The sequence below is a fragment of the Tautonia plasticadhaerens genome, assembly GCF_007752535.1.
GTDB lineage: Bacteria > Planctomycetota > Planctomycetia > Isosphaerales > Isosphaeraceae > Tautonia > Tautonia plasticadhaerens.
In genome coordinates this window covers 3,404,632-3,429,797 of the sequence record NZ_CP036426.1, presented here as the reverse complement: position 1 = coordinate 3,429,797, position 25,166 = coordinate 3,404,632, and the positions used below count along the sequence as shown (strand labels likewise).

At 73.9% G+C, this 25,166-nt stretch carries 18 protein-coding genes; 7 read left to right on the top strand and 11 right to left on the bottom strand.

Going from position 1 to position 25,166, the window contains the following annotated elements; genetic code table 11:
• Positions 1 to 217 precede the first annotated feature (217 nt).
• A complete protein-coding gene (locus tag ElP_RS13420) occupies positions 218 to 5,401 on the top strand; it encodes a DUF4394 domain-containing protein (RefSeq protein ID WP_145270042.1) in 5,184 nt (1,727 codons plus the stop codon).
• 455 nt (positions 5,402 to 5,856) lie between these two features.
• On the opposite strand, the gene ElP_RS13415 is transcribed toward ElP_RS13420, so the two are convergent.
• Positions 5,857 to 6,690, bottom strand: coding sequence for a class I SAM-dependent methyltransferase (locus ElP_RS13415; protein WP_145270040.1), 834 nt, complete (start codon positions 6,688 to 6,690; stop codon positions 5,857 to 5,859).
• Positions 6,691 to 6,873: 183 nt separating this feature from the next.
• On the opposite strand from ElP_RS13415, the gene ElP_RS13410 reads away from it, so the two are divergent.
• Entirely contained in the window at positions 6,874 to 7,425 is a 552-nt protein-coding gene (locus ElP_RS13410; protein ID WP_145270039.1) for a DUF488 domain-containing protein, read from the top strand.
• 28 nt (positions 7,426 to 7,453) lie between these two features.
• Here ElP_RS13410 and ElP_RS13405 read toward each other — a convergent pair whose 3' ends face one another.
• The 4 genes from ElP_RS13405 to modB form a co-directional block, all read right to left on the bottom strand.
• Entirely contained in the window at positions 7,454 to 8,548 is a 1,095-nt protein-coding gene (locus ElP_RS13405) for an RMD1 family protein (protein WP_145270038.1), read from the bottom strand.
• A gap of 220 nt (positions 8,549 to 8,768) precedes the next feature.
• Positions 8,769 to 10,550 carry a serine/threonine-protein kinase gene (locus ElP_RS13400; protein WP_145270037.1) on the bottom strand — a complete coding sequence of 594 codons (1,782 nt, stop codon included), beginning with the start codon at positions 10,548 to 10,550 and terminating at the stop codon, positions 8,769 to 8,771.
• Between the two features lie 82 nt (positions 10,551 to 10,632).
• A complete protein-coding gene (locus ElP_RS13395; RefSeq protein WP_145270036.1) occupies positions 10,633 to 11,706 on the bottom strand; it encodes a molybdenum ABC transporter ATP-binding protein in 1,074 nt (357 codons plus the stop codon).
• 72 nt (positions 11,707 to 11,778) lie between these two features.
• Positions 11,779 to 12,465 (bottom strand): molybdate ABC transporter permease subunit, encoded by a 687-nt coding sequence (gene modB / locus ElP_RS13390; protein WP_145270035.1) that lies wholly within the window; start codon positions 12,463 to 12,465, stop codon positions 11,779 to 11,781.
• A 262-nt stretch (positions 12,466 to 12,727) separates the two neighbouring features.
• On the opposite strand from modB, the gene ElP_RS13385 reads away from it, so the two are divergent.
• The 3 genes from ElP_RS13385 (at position 12,728) to ElP_RS13375 (ending at position 17,591) form a co-directional block, all read left to right on the top strand.
• Entirely contained in the window at positions 12,728 to 13,375 is a 648-nt protein-coding gene (locus tag ElP_RS13385) for a bifunctional 4-hydroxy-2-oxoglutarate aldolase/2-dehydro-3-deoxy-phosphogluconate aldolase (RefSeq protein WP_145270034.1), read from the top strand.
• 314 nt (positions 13,376 to 13,689) lie between these two features.
• Complete coding sequence (locus tag ElP_RS37995) at positions 13,690 to 15,348, top strand: hypothetical protein (protein WP_197446960.1); 1,659 nt, start codon at positions 13,690 to 13,692, stop codon at positions 15,346 to 15,348.
• A 380-nt stretch (positions 15,349 to 15,728) separates the two neighbouring features.
• Positions 15,729 to 17,591 carry a hypothetical protein gene (locus ElP_RS13375; RefSeq protein ID WP_145270033.1) on the top strand — a complete coding sequence of 621 codons (1,863 nt, stop codon included), beginning with the start codon at positions 15,729 to 15,731 and terminating at the stop codon, positions 17,589 to 17,591.
• Positions 17,592 to 17,617: 26 nt separating this feature from the next.
• Here ElP_RS13375 and ElP_RS13370 read toward each other — a convergent pair whose 3' ends face one another.
• Positions 17,618 to 18,181 (bottom strand): redoxin domain-containing protein, encoded by a 564-nt coding sequence (locus tag ElP_RS13370; RefSeq protein ID WP_197446959.1) that lies wholly within the window; start codon positions 18,179 to 18,181, stop codon positions 17,618 to 17,620.
• Positions 18,182 to 18,787: 606 nt separating this feature from the next.
• Here ElP_RS13370 and ElP_RS13365 point away from each other — a divergent pair.
• Positions 18,788 to 19,918 carry a tetratricopeptide repeat protein gene (locus tag ElP_RS13365; RefSeq protein ID WP_145270031.1) on the top strand — a complete coding sequence of 377 codons (1,131 nt, stop codon included), beginning with the start codon at positions 18,788 to 18,790 and terminating at the stop codon, positions 19,916 to 19,918.
• A 146-nt stretch (positions 19,919 to 20,064) separates the two neighbouring features.
• Here ElP_RS13365 and ElP_RS13360 read toward each other — a convergent pair whose 3' ends face one another.
• The 4 genes from ElP_RS13360 to ElP_RS13345 all read right to left on the bottom strand — a co-directional run bounded on the left by ElP_RS13360 (position 20,065) and on the right by ElP_RS13345 (position 23,335).
• Positions 20,065 to 20,889 carry a DUF1559 family PulG-like putative transporter gene (locus ElP_RS13360; protein WP_197446958.1) on the bottom strand — a complete coding sequence of 275 codons (825 nt, stop codon included), beginning with the start codon at positions 20,887 to 20,889 and terminating at the stop codon, positions 20,065 to 20,067.
• A gap of 211 nt (positions 20,890 to 21,100) precedes the next feature.
• Positions 21,101 to 22,093, bottom strand: coding sequence for a hypothetical protein (locus tag ElP_RS13355; RefSeq protein WP_145270028.1), 993 nt, complete (start codon positions 22,091 to 22,093; stop codon positions 21,101 to 21,103).
• Positions 22,094 to 22,334: 241 nt separating this feature from the next.
• The gene (locus ElP_RS13350; protein ID WP_145278420.1) at positions 22,335 to 22,787 is read right to left on the bottom strand and encodes a DUF421 domain-containing protein; all 453 of its coding nucleotides are present in this window, start codon (positions 22,785 to 22,787) and stop codon (positions 22,335 to 22,337) included.
• 32 nt (positions 22,788 to 22,819) lie between these two features.
• Positions 22,820 to 23,335 carry a hypothetical protein gene (locus ElP_RS13345; protein WP_145270026.1) on the bottom strand — a complete coding sequence of 172 codons (516 nt, stop codon included), beginning with the start codon at positions 23,333 to 23,335 and terminating at the stop codon, positions 22,820 to 22,822.
• Positions 23,336 to 23,511: 176 nt separating this feature from the next.
• Between ElP_RS13345 and ElP_RS13340 the strand changes: the two genes are divergently transcribed.
• Positions 23,512 to 23,850: a hypothetical protein gene (locus ElP_RS13340; RefSeq protein WP_145270024.1), complete on the top strand. Its 339-nt coding sequence runs from the start codon at positions 23,512 to 23,514 to the stop codon at positions 23,848 to 23,850.
• A gap of 427 nt (positions 23,851 to 24,277) precedes the next feature.
• Here ElP_RS13340 and ElP_RS13335 read toward each other — a convergent pair whose 3' ends face one another.
• Complete coding sequence (locus tag ElP_RS13335) at positions 24,278 to 24,973, bottom strand: 2OG-Fe(II) oxygenase (RefSeq protein WP_145270022.1); 696 nt, start codon at positions 24,971 to 24,973, stop codon at positions 24,278 to 24,280.
• Positions 24,974 to 25,166 lie beyond the last annotated feature (193 nt).

Here is a 25,166-nt window from a genome sequence, read left to right as displayed (position 1 = left end):
TTGCGGTAGCTAGGAGGAATCCGGCAATCCGAGGGGATAGGGGGGTCGTCCCGCTTGCGAGGCCCGCCCGGTTTCCGGGGAGCGGGGTGTTTCCCCCGAGGTCGTGTCCCGGGCCGGTGGGCGAATGTAGGTGGTATGGAAGGGCGGTTGACGGCCGGCCCGGCGGATTGCCGAGATCCAGGACGCGAAGGACGCGGCGGTCGGACACGAGGTCCCGATGACGATCGGGTACGGCCCGGACGGGGCCCGGCCCGGGGCGAATCACACCAGGGAGACGCAGAAGATGGCACATGGGAACCTCGGACGTCGTCGGGACCGGTCGGCCCGGATCAGCCCCGGGGGGGCGGCCCGGAGGCGTCGGCCGACGGTCGACCGGCTGGAGGAGCGGACGCTGCTGGCCGTCACGTCGAGCTTCGCCGCCGGCGTGCTGACGATCGCCAGCGACGCGGCGGACGCGATCACGGTCGGCCTCTCCGGCGGCAACGTCCTGGTCAACGGCGCCGACCCGGACTCGGGCGCCCTGGCGGCGACCGACGTCATCTCGATCGACGTGACCGGCGGGCCCGGCGGCAACGCGATCGACCTGGGGGCCGTCTCGGCCACCGGCTTCGAGAACCTGGCCGAGGTGTCGGTCGACGGCCTCGCCGGGGACGACACGATCATCGGCTCGGCCCTGGCCGACGCCCTGCTCGGCGGCGCCGGCGACGACATGATCTTCGGCCTGGGGGGCGCCGACACGATCCAGGGCGGCACCGGGGACGACACCCTGGTCGGCGGCCAGGGGGGCGACCAGATCTTCGGCGACACCTCGGGCGACGAGGCCGCCACGCTCGTCGGGCTGGACGCGACGGGGGTGGCCCTGCTGCGGTTCTCGGCCGACGACCCGACGGTGATCCTCTCGACGACGCCGATCACCGACATCCCCGGGGCCGAGACGATCGTCGGCATCGACGCCCGGCCGTCGACCGGCCAGATCTACGCCCTGACCAACGAGGCGGGGACCGGCCGGCTGTATACGATCGACCCCGAGACCGGGGCCGCGACGATCGCCTCCATGGTCTCCGAGGCCCTGGACGGCACCGACTTCGGCGTCGACTTCAACCCGACCGTCGACCTGCTCCGGATCGTCAGCGACGCCGACCAGGACCTCCGGGTCGACGTCGCCAGCGGCGCGGCCACGGTCGACGGGGCGCTGGCCTATGCGACCGGCGACCCCAACGAGGGGGCCGACCCCAATGTCGTGGGGGCCGCCTACTTCAACCCGGTCGCCGGGGCGACCTCGACGGCCCTCTTCGACATCGACACCGGCCTCGACATCCTGGCCGCGCAGAACCCGCCCAACGACGGCACGCTGAGCACGATCGGCGAGCTGGGGGTGGGGGACGTGACCGCGGTGCTCGGCTTCGACATCCTGCCCGGATCCGACCGGGCGCTGGCCTCGATGGTCGTCGACGGCTCGGCCGGGCTCTATGAAATCGACCTGGTCAGCGGGGCGGCCACGCCCGTCGGCGACATCGGCGACGGGACGATCCCGGTCGGCGGCCTGACGGTGCTGGCCGACGGCCCGCTGGAGTCGGACGACGACACGATCATCTGGAACAACACCGACGGCAGCGACACGATCGAGGGCGGGATCGGCACGGATACCCAGGTCGTCAACGGCTCCTCGGCGGCCGACGCCTTCGAGATCGTCGAGGGGGCCACGCCGGGCCGGCTCTCGTTCTCCCGGACCTCGCCCGGGCCGTTCACCCTGGACATCGGCGCCGTCGAGGTGCTGGACGTCAACGGCAGGCTCGGCGACGACACGTTCGTCGTCGCCGACCTCTCCGGGGTGGCCGACCTGACGGCCGTCAACCTGATGGGCGACGAGGGCAACGACGCCTTCGCCTTCCTCGACGGCGGCTCGGTGCTCGCCGGCCGGATCGACGGCGGCGCCGGCAGCGACACGATCAGCTACGACGGCTACACCACCCCCATCACCGTCGACCTCGACACCGGCCCGCAGTCCTACCGGGCCGTGCTGGACGGCGCCCAGGAGGTGCCCCCCACCTCCTCCCCGGCGACGGGCATCGGCACCTTCGTCCTGAACGCGGCCGGCACGGAGCTGACCTTCACCGTCACCTACGAGGGCCTGGTCGGGCAGCTGCTCGGCGCGATCGGCGCCCACTTCCACGCCCCGGCGACGCCCGGGGAGAACGCGCCGATCGTCCGGCCCCTGACCCCGGCCGAGCTGAACGGCTCGACGGTGCCCGACGGCACCTTCTCCGGCGTCTGGACCTCGACCGACGCCCAGCCGCTGACCCCCGAGCTGGTCGAGGACCTCCGCAACGGCCTGGTCTACTTCAACATCCACACCACCGACTTCCCCGCCGGCGAGATCCGGGGCCAGATCCTCCTGGTCGGCACCGAGGCCACCGCCACGGGGGTCGCCGAGCTGGTCAACGTCGAGAACGTCGTCGGCGGCCAGGCCGGCGACACGATCACCGGCGGCGACACGGCCAACAGCCTCGTCGGCGGCCGGGGCGGCGACACGATCATGGGGGGCTCCGGCGACGACACGATCATCTGGAACAACGGCGACGGCTCCGACCTGATCGACGGCCAGGAAGGCGTCGACACCCAGGTGGTCAACGGCGCCCCGGCCGGCGACGACTTCGAGGTCTCCGCGAACGGCACCCGGCTGTCCTTCCAGCGGACCAACCTCATCCCCTTCACGCTCGACATCGGCACGGTCGAGGCCCTGGAGGTCAACGCCGGGCTCGGCACCGACACCGTCACCATCAACGACCTGACCGGCGTCGCCGACCTGGAGCGGATCGACGTCGACGGCGAGTCCGACAACGACTCGATCGACGCCACCGCCCTGCCCGCCGGCCTGGTGGCGGCCACCCTGCGGGGGGGGCCCGGCAACGACACGATCCTGGGGAGCCAGGGCGACGACTCGATCTTCGGCGGCCAGGGGGACGACACGATCGTCGGCGGCCGGGGGGCCGACCAGATCGTCGCCGGGATCACGGCCGAGGACGCCCTGTTCGCCGCGGTGACCTCCGACAACACGGCCCTGATCTTCACGGCCGACGCCACCGCCGTGGTCGACACCGTCACCTTCACCGGCCTGGAGGAGGGGGAGACCGTCATCGGCGCCGACTACCGGGCCGGCGAGGCCCTGGACGTCCTCTACCTCGTCACCGACCAGGGCCGGATCTACACCTCGCCCCCCACCGGCGAGGTCACCCTGCTCTCGACCCTGACGGCCGACCCGGACGACCCGACCGACCCGTTCGACGGCCTCGACGGGACCAGCTTCGGCGTCGACTTCAACCCCGTACCCGACCGGCTCCGGGTCGTCAGCAACACCGGCCAGAACCTCCGGATCGACGTCGACACCGGGGCGACCATCACCGACGGCGACCTCGCCTTCGCCGCCGGGGACCCCAACGCCGGGGGGACGCCCGACGTCGTCGCGGCCGCCTACACCAACAGCGTCGCCGGCGCGACGAGCACCATGCTCTTCGACGTCGACGCGACGCTCGACGCCCTGCTCTCCCAGCTGCCCCCCAACGACGGCACCCTGAACACGATCGGCCTGCTGGGGGCCGACACCTCCGAGCAGGCCGGGCTGGACATCCTGCCCGGGGCCGAGCAGACGGCCTTCGCCTCGCTCACCGTCGGGGGCGTGGTCGGGCTCTACCGGGTCGACCTCTCGACCGGGTCGGCCCTGCTCGTCGGCACGATCGGCGACGGCACCGCGCCGATCGTCGGCCTGGCCGCGGCGCCGGACAACGACACGATCATCTGGAACAACGGCGACGGCTCCGACGTGGTCGACGGCGGCCTCGGGGTCGACGTCCAGCAGGTCAACGGCAGCGGCGCCGACGAGACCTTCGCCATCTCCGCCGGCCCCGGCGGCCGGGTCCTCTTCCAGCGGACCAATCCCGGCCCGTTCAGCATCGACCTGGGCACGGTCGAGCGGATCGAGGTCTCCTCGGTGGGGGGCAACGACTCGGTCACCGTCGGCGACCTGGGCACGGTCGAGGGCCTGGTGGGGATCTCGGCCGACCTCGGGGAGGGCGACGACCTGCTCGACGCCTCCGGCCTGGTCGCCGCCCTGCCGGTCGTCGGCGGCGGCGGGGACGGCAACGACACGCTCATCGGCGGCCCCGGCAACGACACCCTCGACGGCGGCCCCGGCAACAACCGGCTCGTCCCCAACGCGGGCGAGAACGTCGTCCGCAACGGCAAGACCACCGCCGGGGACTACGACGGCGACGGCATCGCCGACCTCTCGTCGTACCTCTTCGACGAGTTCCTCGGCGCCGGCATCTTCCAGCTCGAGCTGTCGACCGGCGGCCAGCGGGTCGAGCAGTTCTCCGGCCTCTCCGAGAACGACATCCCCATCACCGGGGACTTCGACGGCGACGGCCTGGCCGACCTGGCGGTCGTGCAGCCGTTCGGCAACGACACCCAGCCCGACGCGAGCGTCTGGGCCTACATCCAGTCCAGCGACGACACGCGGGTCGAGATCCCGTTCGGCGCCACCGGGGCCCTCGACCGCCCGGCCCCGGCCGACTACGACGGCGACGCCATCACCGATCTGGCCACCTTCCGGGCCGACAGCGACCTGACGCCGGGCGCCGCCGAGTGGTTCGTCCGCCCGTCGTCGGACGTCAACGCCGGCTTCCGGGTCGTCTTCGGCGCCCCCGGCGGCACCGACCTGCCGGCGATCGCCGACTACGACGCCGACGGCAAGGCCGACATCGCCACCTTCCGGCCGATCCCGACGGCGCAGGACCTGGCCAATGGCGTCCCCCAGGTCGCCCAGACCTTCATCCTGCCCTCGGGCGTCAACCAGCCGCTCTACGCGACCACCGCCGGCGCCCAGCGCTTCCTCTTCGGCGCCCCCGACAACGCCGACCAGCCGGTGCCGGCCGACTACAACGGCGACGGCCGGGACGACATCGGCCTGTTCCGGTCGGTCACCGACCTGCCGACCGGCGACCGCTGGTTCATCCTGCCCTCCTCGGGCGCCTTCCCGGGCGTCGCCAACGGCTTCCCGGTGAATTTCGGCGAGGACGGCGACATCGCCGCCGTCTCCGACTACACCGGGGACGGCGCCCCCGACCTGGCCGTCTACGACACCGACGCCGGGATCTGGACGATCGGCGACACCGACGGCAACACGACCAGCACCCGGACGTTCAACCCGACGGGGCTGCCGGCGGTGCCGGTCCTCTCGCCGCTGTTCTTCCGGCTGTCGTTCACCGGCAACATCCCGGCGGCCTCGACCGCCCTGGCCCGCGCCGAGGCCGACCCCGGCACCGGCTCGGCCTCCCGGGGCTTGTTGGGGCCGCTCGTCGACGAGGTGCTCGACGACCTCGACGACCTGCCCAACCTCGACTGATCGTCGCCCCTCGCCGGGCGAGGCCCGGGGGCGCGACCCACGCCCCCGGGCCTCCCGGGATGAGCCCGGACGCCGCTCCCCCCACCCCGACCCCCTCCCCGCTCGCGGGGAGAGGGGGCCGGATTCGGACCCTCGCCCCCGTCTGCGGGGGAGAGGGTGGGCGAAGCCCGGGTGAGGGGGACTCGGATGTCAGGCCGGGCCCCGCGTCCGACGCACCGACCCCTCACCCCGACCCTCTCCCCGCTCGCGGGGAGAGGGGGAGGGAGTGCGACCCTCGCCCCCGTCCTCGGGGGAGAGGGTGGCCGGAGGCCGGGTGAGGGGGAGCGGACGACCTGAACGGCTTGATCCGGGTTCGCATGGGCCCGGATCCTTTGCTGGCCGGGGTGGATGGGGGCCGCGCCGCGGCCCGGGCCCCTCGATCACGCTCCCGGCCGGCCGACGGGGCGTCGACCTCATCAGCCGGCGGGGCCCTCCCCGGGCGGCTCGGCGTCGGCGTCGGCGTCCGCGTCCGCCTCGGCGTCGGCCGGATCGGCGGGCTTCTCGAAGATGATGACGTGCTGCCAGGGGAGGAAGTCGAGGACCTCCTTGAAGGGGAGTCCCTGGGGCTCGACCTCGGCCCGGGCCTGGGCGACGGACATCTTGTGCTCGGGCTTGATCGGCACCGCGGGGTCCTCGGCCCGGAACTCGACCAGCACGAGCCGGCCCCCCGGCTTCAACGCCTCCCGGAGCCCCCGGAGCGTGGCCTCGGGGTCGGTCACCTCGTGGTAGACGTCCACCATCAGGATTAGGTCGAGCTGCCCCTCGGGCAGGCCCGGGTCGTCCTGGGTGACGAGCACGGGGCGGACGTTGGCGGCCCCGGCCTGCTGGGCCCGACGGCGGAGCATCCGGAGCATCTCGGGCTGCACGTCGGTGGCGTAGACGACCCCCTCGGGCCCGACCCGCTCGGCCATCTTCAGGCTGTGGTAGCCGACCCCGGCGCCCACGTCGGCGACGGCCATCCCCGGCTCGATACCCAGGGCGTCGAGCATCTCGTCCGGGCGCTCCTCCCGGATCCGGGACGGCCTCATCAGCCAGTTCGCGCCGAGGTAGCTCATCACGTCGGCGATGATCCGGCCCCGGTAGGTGCCGTCGGTGGCGGGGCGGTCGTGGTCGTGGTCGTGCTCCTGGACCCGGGCCCCGGCCGACGAACCGGTCGCCACCGGCTCTCGGGGGGCCGCCGCGACCGGGGACGACGAGGACGGTAGGATCGGGGCCAGGCCCAGCAGGGCGATGATCGCGAGTCGGCTCATGGGGTATCCTCTCGGCTGGGGAGGCGCCCCGCGAGCCGCCCTCGGGCGCGAGGCGAGGCGAGTCGGGGCGGGGCGCGTTGCGATGCGTCCCGATTGAGGCCGGGAGCCCCGGCCCTTCGGGGTTCATGGTAGGCAACGGCCCGACCCGGGGCCAGTCGGGGCGATCGGGCGGAGGGCGGCTCGATGGCGGGATCGGGATCGGGGTCGGGGGCGATCGGGACGGGTCGGGAACTTTGGACGGTCGGCTACGGCGCCTGGCCGGCGGCCGACCGGGCCGACCGGCTGGCCCGGGCGTTGTCGGACCGGGGGATCGGCCTGCTGGTCGACGTGAGGATCGGCCCCTGCCCCAGCGACCTCGACCCCGAGCGGACCTACGGCCCCCGCCCCTGGCACCTCCGGGCCGAGGGCTCCGGCGAGGGGATCGTCGCGCTGCTGGCCGATCGGGGGATCGCCTACGAGTGGGTGGTCGAGCTGGGCAACCCCCAGCGACAGGACCCGGCGATGGCCGTCCTCCGGTCCCACCTCGACGACCCCTCCGGGCGATGGCCGGTCCACCGGGGCCTCTCCCGGCTGGCCGACCTCGTCCGGTCGTCGGCCCCCCCCGTCGCCCTGCTCTGCGCCTGCGCCGACCCCGCCCGATGCCACCGCTCCCTCGTCGCCGAGGCCCTCTCCGACCGCCACTTCGGCGGCCTCCTGCCCATCCGGGACGTCCGGACCGGCCGCCTCCTCTGCTGAGGACGCCCGCCGTCCGTCCCCCCGATCGTCACCGGAAGAAGGCGAGGACGATCTCCAGCGCGATCAGGAGGATGATCACCAGCTCCAGGAACTCGGCCCGGCGGTTGCCGGCCTGGGAGACGAGCAGGTCGTAGACGTTGCCGACGGTCTCCACCTTGCGGCGGATGGAGTTCTGCCACTCCCGGAGGTGGAAGCGGGCCGAGGCGAGGTCGTAGACCCGCACCAGGTACTGGTCGCCGATGAGCTTCAGCGCGTTGTCGGCCCGCTCGAAGAGGCTGGTGGCCTCGATCTCCAGCTCCCGGACCTGCCTCACGGCGTCGTTGTGCGTGGGGGACCAGACCATCGGCAGCCGGAGCCTCGGGGAGGCGGGGTGGATCGTGCCGTAGGCGCGCTCGAGGCGGTCGTCCAGGCGGTCGTCGATGTGCCGGAATTCCAGCAATTGCACGTTGGCGAATTCGAGCACCTGGAGCGTGTCGGCGCAATCCCGGTCGGCCACCACGGCGGCGGCCCAGTCGATGACGATGGCGTCGTTGGGGGCGTAGGACATGCCCAGCCTCGTCGCCTCGGTGACTTCCTCGGGGGACATCCGCTCGGTCTCCAGCCGGACGAGGCCGGCGACCCACTCCCGCCGGGCGTCGAGCCAGCCGGGGGTGGCCTCGCCGAGCTGGAAGATGACGTACTCCTCGCTCATGTCGCTGACCTCGTATCCCGAGACCACCGGCCGGATCCGGTCCAGCCAGGGGGCGAGGACCAGCCGGGCCGAGGCGGTCAGCGGGGTCGGGTCGGCCAGCTCCCCGGCCAGGGCGAGCAACTCGCCGGGGGTCATGCGGACGGGGAACCGGATCGCCAGCGAGATCGCCCCGAAGTCGAACAGCGAGAGGTCGGCCCGGGGGGGCTCGACCGGCCGGCCCGGCGGCGGCAGGGCCACGCCCGAGGCGTCCAGCCCCAGCCGCAAGGGCGCCGGGCGGTAGCGGATCGACTCCGGCGTCCTCCTCCTCCGGGCCAGGCCCCCGGCCTCGCCGGCGGCCAGCAGCGGCCGGGCGCGCTCCAGGTCGATCTCGTAGCCGAGGTCGAAGGCGAACGCCAGGTGGATCGTCGCGTCGATCGGTGTGTCGGGCAGCATGGGGCGTCCGGGGGTGCTCGGGTCCGGGGTCGGGCCTCGGGACGGTCGTCGGCGCGAGGTCGGCGGGCGGGCGGTCGCCGGCCGATGGCCCATGATGGATGCCGGACGAGGGATTGTAAAAGGTGGAGGCCGGGGGTGGCGTCGATCGGCGACGGTCCCCCCGTCCCCGATCAGCCGCCGGATGCCCCCGAGGGGCGCCCGTCGCCGGGCGGGCGGGCCGTCATGCGCCCCGGAGGGCCCCCGGCTCGAACTCGACCCACCAGGAGGCGGCCCGGGAGGCGTCCCAGTCGGGGGCGCAGGAGCAGGAGGCCAGGGCCCGGCCGAGGGCCTCGGCGGAGGGGAAGCGGTCGTGCGGCTCCTTGGCCAGGCATCGGAGGACGACCCGCTCCAGGTCGACCGGGATGCCGGCCCGGTGCCTCGACGGCGGCTCGGGGGGGACCCTCGCCACGGCGGCCATCACCTTCAGGGGGGAGTCCCCCGGGTGCGGCGGCCGGCCGGTGAGCAGGAAGTAGGAGACGGCCCCCAGGGCGTACAGGTCGCTCCGGGGGCCGAGCCTGGGGTCGGCGGTCGCCTGCTCGGGGGACATGTAGAGCGGCGTGCCCGAGACGGACTCGGCGCGGTCGACGCCCGGCTCCCCCGCCTCCGGGCCGAGCCCCTTGACCAGGCCGAAGTCGAGCACCTTGACCACGTCGTGCCGCCCCCCCCGGGCGGCGGCGAAGAGGTTGGCCGGCTTCAGGTCGCGGTGCACCAGCCCGGCGGCGTGCGCCTCGGCCAGGGAGTCGCACGCCTGCCGGAGCAGGTAGACCGCCCGGGCCGGGGGCAGCGGGCCGTGCCGGGCGACCAGGGCGTCGAGCGCCAGGCCCCGGAGGTATTCCATCACGTAGTAGAACGTGCCGTCCTCGGTCCGGCCGTAGTCGTACACCTCGATGGTGTTCCAGTGCGACAGCCGGGCCATCGCCCGGACCTCGCGCTCGAACCGGCGGAGGGCGACGGGGTCCCCGGCCCGGTCGGGGCGGATCAGCTTGATGGCGCAGGGGCGCTTGAGCAGCTGGTGCTCGGCCAGGTAGACCTCCCCCATGCCGCCGCCGCCGATCCGGCCCCGCAGCATGTACTGGCCCAGCCGTCGGGCCTCGAACGCCTCGACGCGGAGGGAGTTGATCAGGTGGCTGCCGTACACGGAGATCAGCGCGGCCAGCAGCAGGATGAGCACGTTGGTCGAGATCTGCTCGAAGCTGGCCAGCCGCTCGACCATCGCCCGGCTGTCGGCCGTCTGCACGAGCACCGTCGCCTGCACCGCCGCCGCGGCCAGGAACAGCAGGCCCACGGCCCGGGCCGCCCTCCTCCAGGTGTTGGGCACGAACAGGCCGTACAGGATGATCAGGATCATGATGAAGACGACCGACCCCTCGATGCTGCCGATCAGCCTGCCGGCCGCCTCCACCAGGGCGGCCACCGTGCCCGGGTCGGGCGGGCCGTCCAGCAGCAGGGCCCGGGTCACCTCGAAGTCCCCGCGCTCGATCCAGTGGGTCACGGTCGAGTAGTGCAGGGCGACGAAGAACAGCAGGCTCGAGCCGAAGATCACCAGCTCCATCTGGCGGAGCCGGCGCATCGACCAGTCCCGCCGTTGTTCCAGGAGCAGCAACGCCCCCCCCAGCAGCAGGATCGTCAGCACGTGCAGCGAGTCGATCGCGAAGAAGAGGCGGATGCCCTGGGACTGGGGGAGGAACTGGTTGCGCAGGAAGAAGGCGATGAAGCCGATCAGCAGGATCCCCGCCACCGCCCTCAGCCGGATTCGCAGCAGCTCCCTCGTCTCCTCCGACAGGTCGACCGACCCCTCGACCACCTCCACGCCCCGGGAGGCCGGGCCCTCCCCCCCCGAGAGGGAGCGGGAGGCGGACGTCGGGTCGCCGAGGGGGAACGCCCCGGCGGCGGCGTCCAGGTCGACCGTCTCGGCCATGCGGTCGGTCGGGGTGGTCGGGTCGTCCGATCGGGGCACGTCCATCGGGTCGGCTCGGTCTGCCTCGGCGGGCGGGTTCGGGCGGTCGCCGGCCCGGGGCGTCGACCTCCCGGGGCGGCCCGGCCGGTCAGCCCGGCCCGGGGCCGGGCCCGGGGACGTCCTCGGCCTCGGCGGCGACCCGGCAACTGCGGGCCTTGACGATCATCCGGACCGGGACGCCCGGTTGCAACGCCAAGGCGGACACCGCGCCGGCCACCACGCTGACGATCCACTGGGTTCGGCCCGAGGCCACCACCACCTCCGCCTCGCCGTCGTGGGGGACGACCCGGTCGACCACCCCGGGGATCGCGTTCCTCGCGCTCAGCCCGCCCACCGGCCCCAGGGCGAGCAGGATGTCGTCCGCCCGCACCGAGACGACCACCGACGAGCCCTCCCCGCCCCCCCCGACCTGGGGCACCACCAGCTCCGGGCCCCCCCCGATCGCCACCCGGGTCGACCCGCCCTCGTGCCCGACCACCCGGCCCCGGAACACGTTGCGGACCCCCTCCAGCCGGGAGCCCGGCCCCGACGCCGACCGCCCGGCCAGCACGTCCAGCGGGGGCCCCTCGGCCCGGATCCGGCCCCCGTCGAGCAGGACGAGCCGGTCCCCCAGCGCGATCGCCTCGGCCGGGCTGTGCGTGACGTAGAGCACCGGCAGCCCCTCGGCCCGCTGGACGACCCGGAGGCGGTCGACCAGGGCGTCCCGGGCCTCCAGGTCCAGGGCGCTGAACGGCTCGTCGCAGAGCAGCAATTCCGGCCTCGGCGCCAGCGCCCGGGCCATGCCCACCCGCTGCCGCTCCCCCCCGGAGAGCGTCCCCGGGGCCCGGCCCAGCAGGTGGGACACCCCGCAGAGCCCGGCCACCTCCCGGACCCGGGCCTCCGCCTCGCCCTTCGGCCAGCCGGCCAGGCCGAACCGGAGGTTCTCCCGGACCCCCAGGTGGGGGAACAGCAGGTCGTGCTGGAAGATCATGCCGATCCGCCGGCTCCTCAGCGGCATGCTCCGGTTCGACCCCGAGTCGAACAGGGTCCGACCCCCCAGCAGGACGCTCCCGGAATCGGGCCGCTCCAGCCCGGCGATCATCCTCAGGAGCGTCGTCTTCCCCGCCCCCGACCGGCCGAAGAGCACCACGACCTCCCGGCCGACCTCCAGGCTCGCCTCCACGGCCAGGCCCCGGTGGACGGCCTTCCCCAGGCTCGCCCGCAGCAGGGGCCCGCCCGCCCCCCCCCGCCCTCCTCATCCATTCGCGCCCCCCCGGGCTCGCCCGGCTCCCCCGCCCACCCCCTGCACCGCCACCAGGACGGCGACGGCCACCGCCGAGATCAGCAGCGAGAGCAGGGCGGCGGCGGCGGGCCGGCCGGCCTCGACGGCGTCGTAGATGGCCATGGCGGCGGTCCGGGTCCGGCCGGGGATGTCGCCGGCGACCATCAAGGAGGCGCCGAAGTCCCCCAGGGCCCGGGCGAAGGCCAGCAGGGCCCCCGCCAGCAGCCCCCGCCAGGCCAGGGGGAGCGTGACCCGGAGCAGCACGTCGCGCTCGCGGCGCCCGAGCAGCCTCGCCGCGTCCTCCAGGGCGGGGTCGACGGACTCGATCGCCCCCCTCGCCGGCAGCAGGAACAGCGGGAAGGCCGCCACGGCCGAGGCGATCACCAGGCCCGACCAGTGGAACACCGGCACCCCGCCGAACACCCGGTCCAGCACCCCCCCCACCGGCCCCCGACGCCCCAGCAGCAGGAGCAGGCCGTAGCCGAGGACCGTCGGCGGCAACACCAGGGGCAGGGTCAGCACCCCCGCCAGGATCCCCTTGCCCGGGAACCGGCCCCGGGCCAGCAGGATCGCCGCCGGCAGCCCCAGCGCGACGACCGCCGCCGTCGCCATCGCGGCCACCCGGATCGACAGCAGCAGCGGCCCGATCGTCTCGACCATCGACGCCCGATCGCCCCCCTCGCCTCGGCTCGCCCGGGCCGAGCGCCTTCGCGGCCCGGCCCCGGAGGACCCACCGTACCCGGCCCGGGGACCATCAGAAACCCCCGCCCGGCGGCCGAAGGGCGGTGGACCTCGGCCGGCCCCCCTCGCCAAGATGTCCGGGAGACCGGGAGGACCGGGGGCCGCCCGACATCGGGCCGCCCCCCGGATGGCCCGCCCCTTCGCTTCGTCCCGAACCCGTTCGAGCGACCGAGGAACCCCCATGTCCCGAGATGAGACGCTCAAACGCGTGCTCGACTGCGGCATCGTCGCCGTGGTCCGCTCCGAGTCCGGCGAGCAGCTCGCCGAGGTCGTCTCGGCCCTGGCCGACGGCGGCGTCACCGCCGCCGAGATCACCTTCACCGTGCCGGATGCCCCGGAGGTCATCCGGGCCGTCCGCAAGGCGCTGGGGGACCGGATCGTCCTGGGGGCCGGCACCGTGCTCGACCCCGAGACCGCCCGGGCCGCCCTGCTCGCCGGGGCCGAGTTCCTCGTCTCCCCGACGGTGAACACCGAGGTCATCAAACTCTGCCGGCGCTACGACAAGGCCATCATGCCCGGCGCCTTCACCCCCACCGAGGTCCTGACCGCCTGGGAGGCCGGGGCCGACGTGGTCAAGATCTTCCCCGCCGAGGTCGGCGGCCCCCCCTACCTGAAGGCCTTGCGGGGCCCCCTGCCCCAGGTCCGGGTCATGCCCACCGGCGGCGTCGACCTGACCACCGCCGAGTCCTTCCTCAGGGCCGGGGCCTGCTGCCTCGGCGTCGGCTCCTCCCTGGTCGAGCCCGCCGCCGTCCGCTCCGGGGACTTCGCCCGCATCCGGGCCCTGGCCGAGCAGTACGTCGCCATCGTCCGCGAGTTCCGGGGCGGCTGACGGGCGAGGGCCGGGTCCTCGCGAGGGGGCGAGCAAGGGGGGGACGCGGCGCCCCCCCCGGAGACGCCCCGGCCCCGCCGCGGGTCCCCGCCCCGGGGTCGCCCTCGGCGAGATGGCCTCAAGCCGTTCAACCGGGCGCGTCGATAAACCCGTTGAAACCGGAACTCGGGCCGAGTCGGGAGACGCCCTGCGCGTCGTCCGGCCGCCCCCGGTTCCTCGACGGGGCGAAGGATCGCCCGATCGGGCCCGGCGGCCCCCGGCCAATCACGGCCGAGGGGCACCCGATCGGCCCGGGATCGGCCAAGGAGGGCGCGGTGGCAGCATCGGCGGCGAGATGGTCGCGCCGGAGGGGGTTCGGGCCGGGGGTCGCCCTGGTCCTCGCCCTCCTCGCGCCCGGCGTCGCCCCCCTCGCCCGGGCCGTCCCGAGGCCCCAGGATGCGCAGCCCCGCCCGACCTTCTCCGACAGCCCGGCCTTCCGGATCCCGTTCAACATCACCGACCCCGCGACGCTCCGGCAGATCGCCGAGGTGCACCTGTACGTCTCGGCCGACCGGGGGCTCTCCTGGGAGTATGCCGGGGCGACGGCGCCGAACCAGATGGCCTTCCCCTTCCGGGCCGACCACGACGGCGAGTACTGGTTCGCGGTCCGGACCCGGGACCGGCAGGACCGGCTCTACCCGCCCGACATGGACCAGGTCCGCCCCAAGCTCCGGGTGGTGGTCGACACGACCGAGCCCTCGGTGGTCGTCCGCGCGATGCCCAGGAGGGGGGGGGTGGTCGGCGTCCACTGGACGGTGCACGACGAGAACCTCGACATCGACTCCTTCGCCCTGGAGTACCAGATCCAGGGGGCCCCGGCCAACTCCTGGAGGAGGGTCCGGGCCCAGCCCCGGCTGATGGGGGAGGAGCGCTGGGAGGTGGGCACGGGATACCCGGTGACGGTCCGGGTCTCGATCTCCGACCTCGCCGGCAACCGGGGATCGGCCGAGGCGGCGCTGCCCGACGGCCACGCCGAGGCCCCGGACGGCGCCCCGGTCGGCCCGGCGGCCGGATCGGCCCCGGCGCCGATCATGCAGGCCGGCCGGGCCTCCGACCGGCTGCCGTCCCCCTCGCCCGACGACCCGTTCGCCGGGATCGGGCCCGACGCCCCCCTGCCGACCCCGAGCCGGGAGGCCCCGGCCTCCCCGCCGATCTCCCCGCCGGGGATGGCCTCGGCGTCGAGGGCGGCCCCCCCCCCCCGCCCGGCCCCCCCGCAACCGGCCCCGGATCTGCCCCCCGAGGCATCGGCCCCGGCGTCGGCCTCCGGGCCCGACGCCGGGGAGCCCTTGCTGGTCGGTTCCCCCCGGTTCCCGCTCAGTTACGACGTGGAGGACGCCTCCGGCGCGATGCTCTCGGTCGTCGAGATGTGGGTGACGGCCGACGGCGGTCAGACCTGGCAGTCGCTCGGCACCGACCCCGACCGCCAGTCCCCCTTCTTCGTCGACCTCGGCGGCGACGGCCGGTACGGCCTCCGGATCGTCGTCCGCTCCGAGAACGGCCTGGGGGACCCCCGGCCGACCCCGGGCACCCCGCCCCAGGTCGACGTGATCGTGGACACGACCCCCCCCGTCGTCTCGCTCGACGCCGTCGGCCTCGGCACCGGCGACGAGGCCGGCGCACTCGTCCTCTCGTGGCGGACCGAGGAGCCCCACCCGGCCGACCTGCCGGTCATCCTCTCGATCCGCCCCGACTCCCCCGACGCCATCCCCCAGCAGATCACCCCCCCCATGGCCGACACCGGCCGGTTCTCCTGGACGCTGCCCCCCAACGTCCCCGCCCGGTTCTTCGTCCGCATGGACGTCTTCGACCGCCTCGGCAACAAGGAGACGATCGAGACGACCGAGCCGATCGTCCTCGACATCCCCCGCCCCCGGGGCCGCATCCTCGGCCTCGACCCCAGCGCCCGGGTCCCCTCCGCCTCCGCCGCCCGCTGACGCCCCCCCGGGACCTCCGGCGGACGCCGACGGGGCCCGGCCGGGAGTTGTCGGCCTCGCCCCCCAGGTGCTACGTTCCCTCCGGGCGATGGCCCCTCCCGGCGATCGTCCCGAGGCCCGGCCTGTCGATCCTGAACGACCGAATCGCCTGGATCACTGTGCGTTGGGGTGGCTGGGGTCGAGCGCAGCGAGCCCCCGGTCCTTCGGGCCTCGGACCGGGGGCTCGCTGCGCTCGACCCCAGCCACCCCGGCCAGGTATGGTCCCGGTTCAACGCAATCCCGTACGCGTCCTCCCAGGCCCCCCCGAGTGAGGTTCGTCCCCGATGGCTCCAGTCGTCTCGCCCGGGGGCCGAGGAGGCCCGGGCCGTTGGATCTGGCCGTTGCTGGCGCTGTCCCTGATCGCGGGCAGGCCCGAGCCCTCGCATCCGGGCCCGGACTCCGCGGGCCCGGGAAGCGTCCCGGGATCGCCCGGGGCCTCCGCTCCCCCGGCCCGTCGGTTCGCCCTGGCCGACGAGGAGTACCGGAGGCTCCGGGAATCGGTCGAGCCCGAGCCGGTCGGGGACGGCATCGAGGGGGAGGAGGCCCGATCGGCCGCCCTCTCGGCCGAGGTCGACGCCCTGCTCCGCCGGCACCCCGGCCTCGACTCCGGGCGACTCCCCGGGGCCTCCGCCGCCCTGGGGGCGACCGTCCGACGCTCACGGGCCCTCGGCGCCCGGCTCTCGGCGCTCGACGCGGCGATCCTCGAGGCCCAGTCCGAGGAGATCCGGGCCCGGGGCCTGGGCGAGTACGTCGTCTTCGAGGACCGCTCCCAGCGGATCGAGGAGCGGGACGTCCTCCACCGCCTCGAGCTGCTCCTGGGGGGGGACCGGGACCAGGCCGGCCGGGAACTCGCCCGATCGCACCGCATCAACGGCGGCTCCGCCTCGAGCGTCGGGGCCGAGCAACTCCAGCGGCAAGAGGAGCGGGCCCTCGTCTACCGGGCCCGCCTGGAGAGCCTCGGGGCGCAGCGAGATGCGGTCGACGGGCTCGCCCCCGCCTCGGCCGCCGGCCTGAGGGCCGCCCGGTCGCTCGCCTCCTACCACGGGAGGCGCCGGGCGATGTTGGGGCGGAGGCGGGAGGCCCTCGGGGCCGATCGGGAGGCGTCGAGGGCCTGGGCCCGGGCGCATTCCCATCGCCTCGGGGCGGCCCTGACGGCGGTCGTCCTGGGGGAGCACCCCGACACCGGGGCCGAGGCCGACTGGCCCGGCTCCTGCCCGGGCCTCCGGGAGGACTCGGCCCGGATCCTCCTGCGGTTCCGCCTCGACCCCGGGGAGGATCGGCCGGTCGGCGGGCCGGATCGGGACTGCCCGGGCCCGGCCTCGGCCTACCGGAGGGAGGCCGAGGAGGCGCTCCGGTGGGAGGCGAAGGCGGCCCAGGCCGAGCTGGAGGCGGCCCGGGAGGCGCTGGCGGCCGACCTCGCCGCGCTGGACTTCGAGGCCGATGCGCTGGAGGCGGCCCTGCTCTATGACTCCTACATCGTCGGCCGGATCGGGGCGGCCATCGCCCGGCTCGACGCCCAGGCGGAGCTGACCGACGCCCAGCTCCGGTACGCCGGGCTCCGCCTCGGCCGGGCCGAGTTGCTCGCCTCGCAGAAGGCCGCCGGGGTCCAGGTCGCCGAGCGGGCCGAGCGGCTGGCCGAGCACTACGAGCACGCCTCGCAGCGGAGCTGGTCCGACCAGGCGGCCCTCCGACGGCTGCTGGTGGCGATGGAGTCGGTCGGCGAGGCCGATCGGGCCGTCCTGCCGGTGCTCGCGGGCTACCGGGAGGCCGTCGAGGCGTCGCTCGCGCTCGCCTCGACGATCGTCGAGGCCTCCCCCCTCGGCCGTTGGCGGCCCGAGGGTCCCGACCCCAAGGATGGGAACACGACGGCGGCCCGGCCGGGCCTGGCGGCCGAGGTCTCGGCGGCCGAGGAGGCGGTCCGGGCGGCCCGACTCCGGCTCGATCGCCTGGTCGACGACCTGCTCTCCCCCTTCGACACCCCGAGGGCCCGGCTCTCCGACCGCCTCTCGACGGCCCTCGGGCCCGTCGACCCGGCCGACCTCGGCCGGGTCGTCCCGCTGCGGACCCTCCGCCGCCATTCCAGCAACGACCCGGGCCCGATCCAGGCGAGGGGGCCCGAGGACATCCTCCGGACCGCCCTGGAGCCCAGGGGGGCCGAGCTCCGCGAGTGGCGCCGGATGGCCTCCGACCTCGCCGGCGAATGACCGACCGGGAGGGCGGGGCCTCCCGGTCAGTAGAGGATCGAGCAGCCCTTGGGCGTGGTCCGGGAGACCGCCGGGGACTTCCCCTCCAGCGCCGCCCGGATCGCCTGCTCCAAAAAGGGCCGCCGCACCTTCGCGGCGTCGGCCGGGTTGTCGTCGATGGCCCCCTGGTAGACGACCCGACTCCCCCGCTCGGCGAGCACGAAGGCGTGGGGCGTCACCCGGGCGTCGAACTTCCGGGCGAGGGCCTTGGCCTCGTCCTTCAGGTAGAGCAAGCCTCCCGACCCGGCCCGGTCCTTCATGTCCTCGATCGACTCGCCGGGCCCGTCCGCGACGTTGACCGCCACGAACCGCACCTGACGGGGGTCGAACCGCCCGGCCAAGGCGTTGAGCCGGGCGTCGTAGTCGGCGGCGATGGGGCAGGTGTTGCCGGTGAACACGAGCACGACGAGCCGGCTCTCCTCGAAGTCGGAGATCCGATAGGCGTGGCCGTCCGGAGAGGGCAGGCTCGGCCACTCGCCCCCCTCCCCCGCCCCGCCGAACAGCAGGGAACCGGCGAGGAATGCGTTCAGGAAAAACATGTCGGCAATCATGGCGAACTCCATCGTTTCGGCGTCGAGGCCCACATCCGTCGATCCGGCCGATCCCCGAGGGCCGGCTGTCCCAAAGGATAGGACGGGGCCCGGCGTCCGAGAACTCGACCCGCGAAGGGGCGAGGCCGGGGGGCGATCGGGGCCCGACCGTGCCATCCGCCCGCTCGCGCAACCCCTCGATCATCGGAAGCCCGGGGCCTCCCGTCCAGCTCCCCCACCCGAGCCGGGGATCGGAGCGGGAAATCGGGAGTGCCTCTCCATCCCTCGACTCGGCGAGGGTCGGACTCCGACCCCCTCTCCCCGCTCGCGGGGAGAGGGTTGGGGTGAGGGGTCTTCGAGCGATCGCGATGCCTGGCGCGTCGTCCGAACCCCCCGGTCTCCGGCCCCCCCCTCCCCCGAAGGCGGGGGCGAGGGGCGGAGTCCGGCCTCCTCCCCCGGGGCCACCCGCGATCCGGCCCGACCCCGGCCCGCGATCCCATCGCGTCCCCCCTCCGGACGATCGCCAGCCCCCTCGCCGACGCCTTGGTCCCCCTCCCTCGCCGCGATACGATGCAAGGAGCCCGTCCCGGCCCCGCCCCGACCTCCCGACACCGGAGGGGACCCGCCATGATTGCCCCCGGCCTCCTGCCCCGGGCCCTCTCGATCGCCCTCGCGCTGCTGGTCGCCCCCCCGGGGGCCTCGGCCTCGGCCTCGGCCGCCCGGCAGGCCGTCGGGCCGGGGGATCGGGTCGTGCTCGACTCGACCGACGCCGAGCTGAGGATCGAGCGCCGGGTGGTCGCCGACGGCAAGATCCACCGGGTTTACACCGTGCTCCAGGCGAACGGCCCCTGGCTGTTCCTGGAGGCCGAGGACGTGGCCGGCTGGGCCAGGGCCGACCGGGTGATCCCGTTCGACCGGGCCCTCGAAGCGGCCACCGCTCGGATCGACTCCGGCGACGCCGCCGCCGAGGACTACAACGCCCGGGGGCTGCTCTGGGCCGACCGGGGCCGCCCCGACCTGGCCGACGCCGACTTCACCGAGGCCCTCCGCCTCGACCCCGAGTGGTACCTCCCCCTGCTCAACCGGGGGGAGGCCCGCCTCACCGCCGGCCGGCTCGACGAGGCGAAGTCCGACCTCTCCCGGGCCGCCGAGCTGGCCCCGCTCGACCCCCTGCCCTACTACGACCGGGGCCTCGTGCTGCTCGAACAGCGGCTCCCCCGGGAGGCCTACGCCTCCTTCGGCCTGGCGCTCCGGGTCGACCCCAACCACGCCGCCTCCCGGTTCAACCGGGCGGCGGTCGCCCTGGCCCTGGGGATCGACGGCGCCGCCGCCGACGCCGAGGCCTACCTCGCCCTGGTCGGCTGGTACGAGTCCCTCTCCCCCTACGCCGCGATCCTCGCCGCCCTGGAGCACCGCCGGGACGGCCGCCCCGAGCAGGCCGACGGCCTGATCTCGGCCGCCTCCGAGCACCTCGACCCCGAATCCTGGCCCTCCCCGATCCTCTCCTACCTCGCGGGAGACCTCGGCCTCGACGACCTGCTCTCCGCCGCCACCACCCCCGACCAGCAGGCCGAGGCCCGCTCCTACGCCGGCCTCGCCCTCACCCATGCCGACGACCCCGACGCCGCCCGCCCCCTCCTCGAATGGGTCGTCGAGCGCTCGGAGCCGACCCGGATCCCCCACCTGCTCGCCCGATCGACCCTCGCCCCGCTCCCCGAGCCCACGCCCCCCGACGCCCCCCCGGACCCAGGCCCCTGACCGTTGCCCCTCGTCGGCGGCTTAGGGCCCGGCCCCTGACAAAGAGGGTGTCGATCGATCGGCCCTTCCCCCGCCGCGGGAGGGGCCCTGGCAGCCTTCCCGACAGTCCCCGTCGCCAGGAGTAGACTCATCCTGGCAGTCGGCCCCTATCGGTCCCAGCCGGCTGGCAATCGCTCACCGCCCGCGATCGTCGAAAGGGCCTCGAACACCTTCGGGTCGATCGTCGCTCGGATGAAGCGGACCGAACCATCGGCGAAGGCGACCATGGCTCCATCCCGATGCGTGCCGCCGAACTGACGACCACGACCGATGTAGGGCTGGCGGCTCGGGTCCAAGCCACGTACCGTGGCCGGGCCCCCGGCCTTCCACGGGCCGTTGGACTCGGTGGTCTCGGCGGCTGCCATGGTGGTCGCGGTGCCATCCGTAATCGCACCCGGGGGGGTCAGCCGGTCGAAGCCGAAGACCCCCGCCCTCGGGTCCACCAGCGGCAATTCGGCCGCGTCCAGGCCGAGGCCGGCGATCCCGATGTAAGACGTCAACTCGTGGCCCGCCACGTCGAAGACGGTGTCATGGGCCGGGCAGTGGGTCCAACCGGTCCTGTCACGACCTTCGACGAAGATCCGCTCGTCCGAGAATTTGCCCCGCCTCCTGAGGATCCGATTCGCCCCCTCATCCCATGCCATCGTCCGGTCGACGAGCCAGGGGCCGCCGCCCTCGACGAAGGGGAGGATCTCGACGATCCAACTCAGCCGCTCCTCCGGAGGCAGTCCCTCAGTCGGCACGGTGGCCGGGGGGTAATGGCCTTTCGCGTAGACGTATCCGTCTACACCTACCATGAGCGTGCCAAGGGTGCCGCGGCACCCTCCTTTGGCCGCATCATCCCAAGCAATCGCCAGTAGCAGAGCCATCCCCAGGACCAGCCCGAGGGCGGTCGCAGAGGAGATCAGCCAGAGCAGTATTCGACGCCGCATGACCGAGCCTCGGCTCAGGCTGGAACGGAAGGGCCTCATCCCCGCTCCACGCTGGGTGGCCCGGACCCTGACAAAGAGGGTGTCGATCGATCGGCCCCTCCCTCGCCGCGGGATGGGCCCTGGAAGCCTTCTCGGCGGTACCCGTCGCTAGGAGCCGACCCATGTCGTCGGGGACGGCCCGCGAGACAGATCGGGGCTGGTCGTCGCCGTGTTATCGCACGGCCGCCTGATAGTCCTTCACATCCTTGAGCCCGATCGGCACCTTGACGACCCTCGGGCGATCCTGGTCCATCACCCTGAAGTCGACGACTTTAGTGCCCGCGGGGACGCTCACGAGGAAGTCCTTTGCCTCGATCACTGCGTCGATGTCCGCCTCCTCGATCAGGTAGATCGACAGCAGCCGGACCTTCTCCCCCTCGCACCTGATCTCGGCCCTGATCCTGGGCAGGCTCGCGCCGCCGTCCCCTTCGGGGCCGATCTGGACGATCTCGCGCACGGCGAGGCCGCCGTTCATCTCGGTATATCGCTTCACGAATCCCGTCGCGCGATCGAACCGGATGACGGCGCGGCCCGACCGGAGGATGCCCTCGCGAGCATTGACCGGTTCGACGGTCACGTCTTGCTCCCTTGAGACCCAGGTCGGGACGGTACGGATCGCGGCGAGGTCGGTTAGCGCGATGTTGCTACGCCCGGAAGTGATTGACGCCTGATTCCCCAGATACGAAATTTCATCCACGCCATCATAAACATGGACGTCATCCCCTTTGGGCTTGTGGTAGACATTGGCGACCTTCTGTCCGTCGATCGCGACCTCGACCCTCGTGCCCCAGAGGGTCGACTCCTGCTTGGACCAACCCAGCCTCTCGATGTCGTCGAACAGCGGCTCGATCACCTCCTCGTCCGCCATCGGGTCGAGGGCCTCAAGTCGCCGGATGGCCTCGGCACGGTCGAGGAGCTTGCCGCTTTGATCGTAGTACCGAAACAGGATCACCTCGAATCGGCCCCCCGCGATCTCGCTCGCCTGCTTCTCCCAGAGCGTCCTGAGCTGGGCGGGATCCAGCAGGCCGGTCACAGTAGGAGAAGATCTCTCACCCAGGCGTTGGTCGGGCGGCTCGTCGCCACGGAGCGGTGGTGACAGGAGCATGCCTCCAGCGGCCTCGAGGGTCACCAAGGCTGCAAGGTTGAGCCTGGAGCGGTATCGCATCGGTCTCCCCCTCGTACGATGTGTAGTGCCCACACGAAGCCCCGCCTTAGACGCCCCGGCCGGCGCAGGGTTCCGGCTTCAAAGCCAGCGGCCAGAGGGTCGGGAGGATGAGCCGACGTAACTGCCACCCCTCTCGCCGACGCCGCCAATCTGCCCTGCCAGGTAGCGTATGCGTCGAACGTCGGGCGGCGTCCTGTCGCCGGGTGGCCCGACGGGACCGGGGGAGGTCGGCGGGCCCCGGTCATCCCTCCGGCGGACGGGGGATGATCGTGATCTTGCCGTCGCGCTCCAGGATCGCGTACCGCACCTGCTCCAGCCGCTCCAGGCCCCGCAGCCGCCGGGCGGCCTCCAGGATGTCGTCCAGGCCCACCCGGGCCTTGTCCATGCGGTCCCGGAGCGGGCGGCCGTCCTCGACCAGAACCGTGGGCACCCCGTCGATCCACATCTCCAGCCACGTCGATCGCTGCTTCCAGAGCGACAGGCCGATGTCGATGGCGATCAGCGTCAGGATCGAGAGGAAGGCGTTGGTCAGCGAGAAGTCCTCGCCCAGCAGCGCCTGCTGGGTCGCCTCGCCGACGACCAGCAGCAGGACGAAGTCGAAGCTGGTCATCTCCGAGAGCGTCCGCCGCCCGGCGACGCGGAACAGCACCACCAGGAAGGCGTAGATCGCCGCGGCTCGCAGGACCGAGTCCAAGGTCGGCTCCACCCCGGGCTGCCCGGGGGCGTTCAGGGGTAGACGAAGTGGCCGAATCGCAGCGGCGTCCCGTCGCCCAGTGAGATCCGCCCCCGGAGCCGGCCCGCCCGCTCGGGCCGCACCGCGAAGGTCACCGTGACGCGAGGCCCCGGCGATCGGGCCCGGAAGACGTAGTCGACCACGTCGGCCCCGACCTCGGCGTGGTCCGGCTCGGGGGTGATGCGTCGGACCTGGACGTCCCGGAGGTATCCCTCGTCGATCCGGATCCGGATCGTGCCGTCCGGGCCCGGCGCGGCCTCGATCCGGGCTCTCAGGGTGGTCTCGGCGTCGAGCCGGGCGAACCGCTCGAACTCCAGGAGGAGGGGAGCCCCCCCTCCCCCGGCCGTCGCCCGGCTGACCGGCCCGGACCCGAAGAGGCCCAGCAGCGCCGCCAGGAGCAGGGCCGCCATGACCGCCCAGGCCGCCCGCTGGACGGCGAACATGGTCCGCTGGAAACGCGGGTCGGTCTGGATCTGGAGCCGCCCGACGGCCCTCCGGGGCTCGGCCATCGCCTCATCTCCTCTCCCGAGCCGGGCCGGGCCGGGACGCCGGGTCCGGCCCGCATGGCCGATTCTCGTCGGCCCGGCACGTGCAGGTCCGATGCGAGTCCCGTTCCAATCGCGACGATCCCGGTGAGGCCGGCCGCACCCGGGACCGACCTCGACGACGCAAGGAGCCCGAGACGATGAAGGTCCACTTCGACGAGTCGACCTGGAGCGAGCTGGAGGAGTGCCTCAAGGTGGCCCAGATCTGCGGGGGCACGGCCAACGACCTCTACGGCTTCGCCGAGGGCGTCGCCCAGCGCACGGTGGCCAGCCTGGGGGCCGAGCGGGACGTCTCCGGGCCGGAGGCCGAGCACGTGCTCAACGTCCTGCTGGCCCTCCGAGACAACGCGGCCGAGGCCGCCCTCGGCTACACCCGGGCCGTCGGGCGGATCGACGCCCTGATCGACCGGCTGGGGCCGGCGACCGGCAAGGACGCCGCCCGGATCCGCCGGTCGAGGCCCCGGGCGCCGAAGGCCTGATACGGGATTGCGTTGAACCGTGACGATTCCCGGTCGGGGTGGCTGGGGTCGAGCGCAGCGAGCCCCCGGTCCGAGGCCCGCGAGACCGGGGGCTCGCTGCGCTCGACCCCAGCCACCCCAAAGGTCAGTGATCGGGGCAATGCAGGATGCGACCGCATCGCCCGGGAGACTTGCCTCCGGGGCGCCGGGTTGGCCGCGGTCTCGCTGGCGAGACCCCGGCCAACCCTGGGGTGATTGATCCGGGCAATTCCGTGATGAGCCCCCCGCCGGTCGCCCCTCCTCGTTCCCCCTCGGCCGACTCCCCGAGGCGAGCCGGTGCCGGGGTCGCCCGGGCCGGCCCTCGGGCTCCCCGGAGCACCGCCCCACCGGATTGCCGAGGCCGGCCCCCGGGGGCCCACCCCTCGATGGCGGGCCGGGCGCGGGCTCGTCAGCCGAAGAGCGACTCGGCGCGGTGGAACATGACCCAGGAGGTGAGGATCCACTTGTCCCCCGAGGTCGGCACGTTCCCCTTGTGCGTGTGCGTGAAGCCGGCCGGGGCGATCACCATCCGGCCCTTGCGGGGTCGGATCGACCGGCCCTGGTGGAGGAAGGCGGTCTCGCCGCCCTGCTCGACCGTGTTCAGGTAGAACATGAACAGCAGGACCCGGTGCAGCGTCTCGCAGTCGGGCGACCGGGGGTAGATCTCCGAGTGCCAGTGGTGGTAGCCGCCGACCCCCCTGGCATACTTCTGCATGATGATGTGCCCCGGCCGGTAGAGCTTCATCAGGAGCATGCCGGACTGGGCCTCGGTCAGCTCCCCGGCGGCGAGGTCCAGCGGCAGGCCGGTCCCCGGGTCGACGAGCGAGGCCGACAGGGCGCCGACGAGCATCGCCTGGTAGGTCGTCACATATCGATGCAGGTGCCGGAGGGTGGCGTCGAGGACCCCGTCGTGCAAGGCCTTCCACGAGGGGTCGGACCCGGCGGCGGCGGTCAGGTCCAGGTCGAGGCTGTCCTTCCGGGCGGGGTCGACGCCGTGGCCGGTCCGGCCCGGGGACTTGCGGTCGCTGCGCTCGAAGGCGTCGAGGATCGCGTCGACCAGGCCCGGGTCCAGGGCGTCGTCGTAGACCTCGATGAAGTCGCTCATGAGATGAAGGGTGGTCCGGGACCGGTGGCCTCGCCGATCTCCCCGCCGCCCGCGGAGGGGCCCTCGGGCTCGGCGCCGCCAGGCCCTCGATCATCCCAGCCGGGCCCGGGTGGCTCAAGCCCCCCGGGCCCGTCGGCCGACCCGGGCCCGTGCGTGGCCGACGACCCGACCCGGAGGACCCCCGGCACCGCTT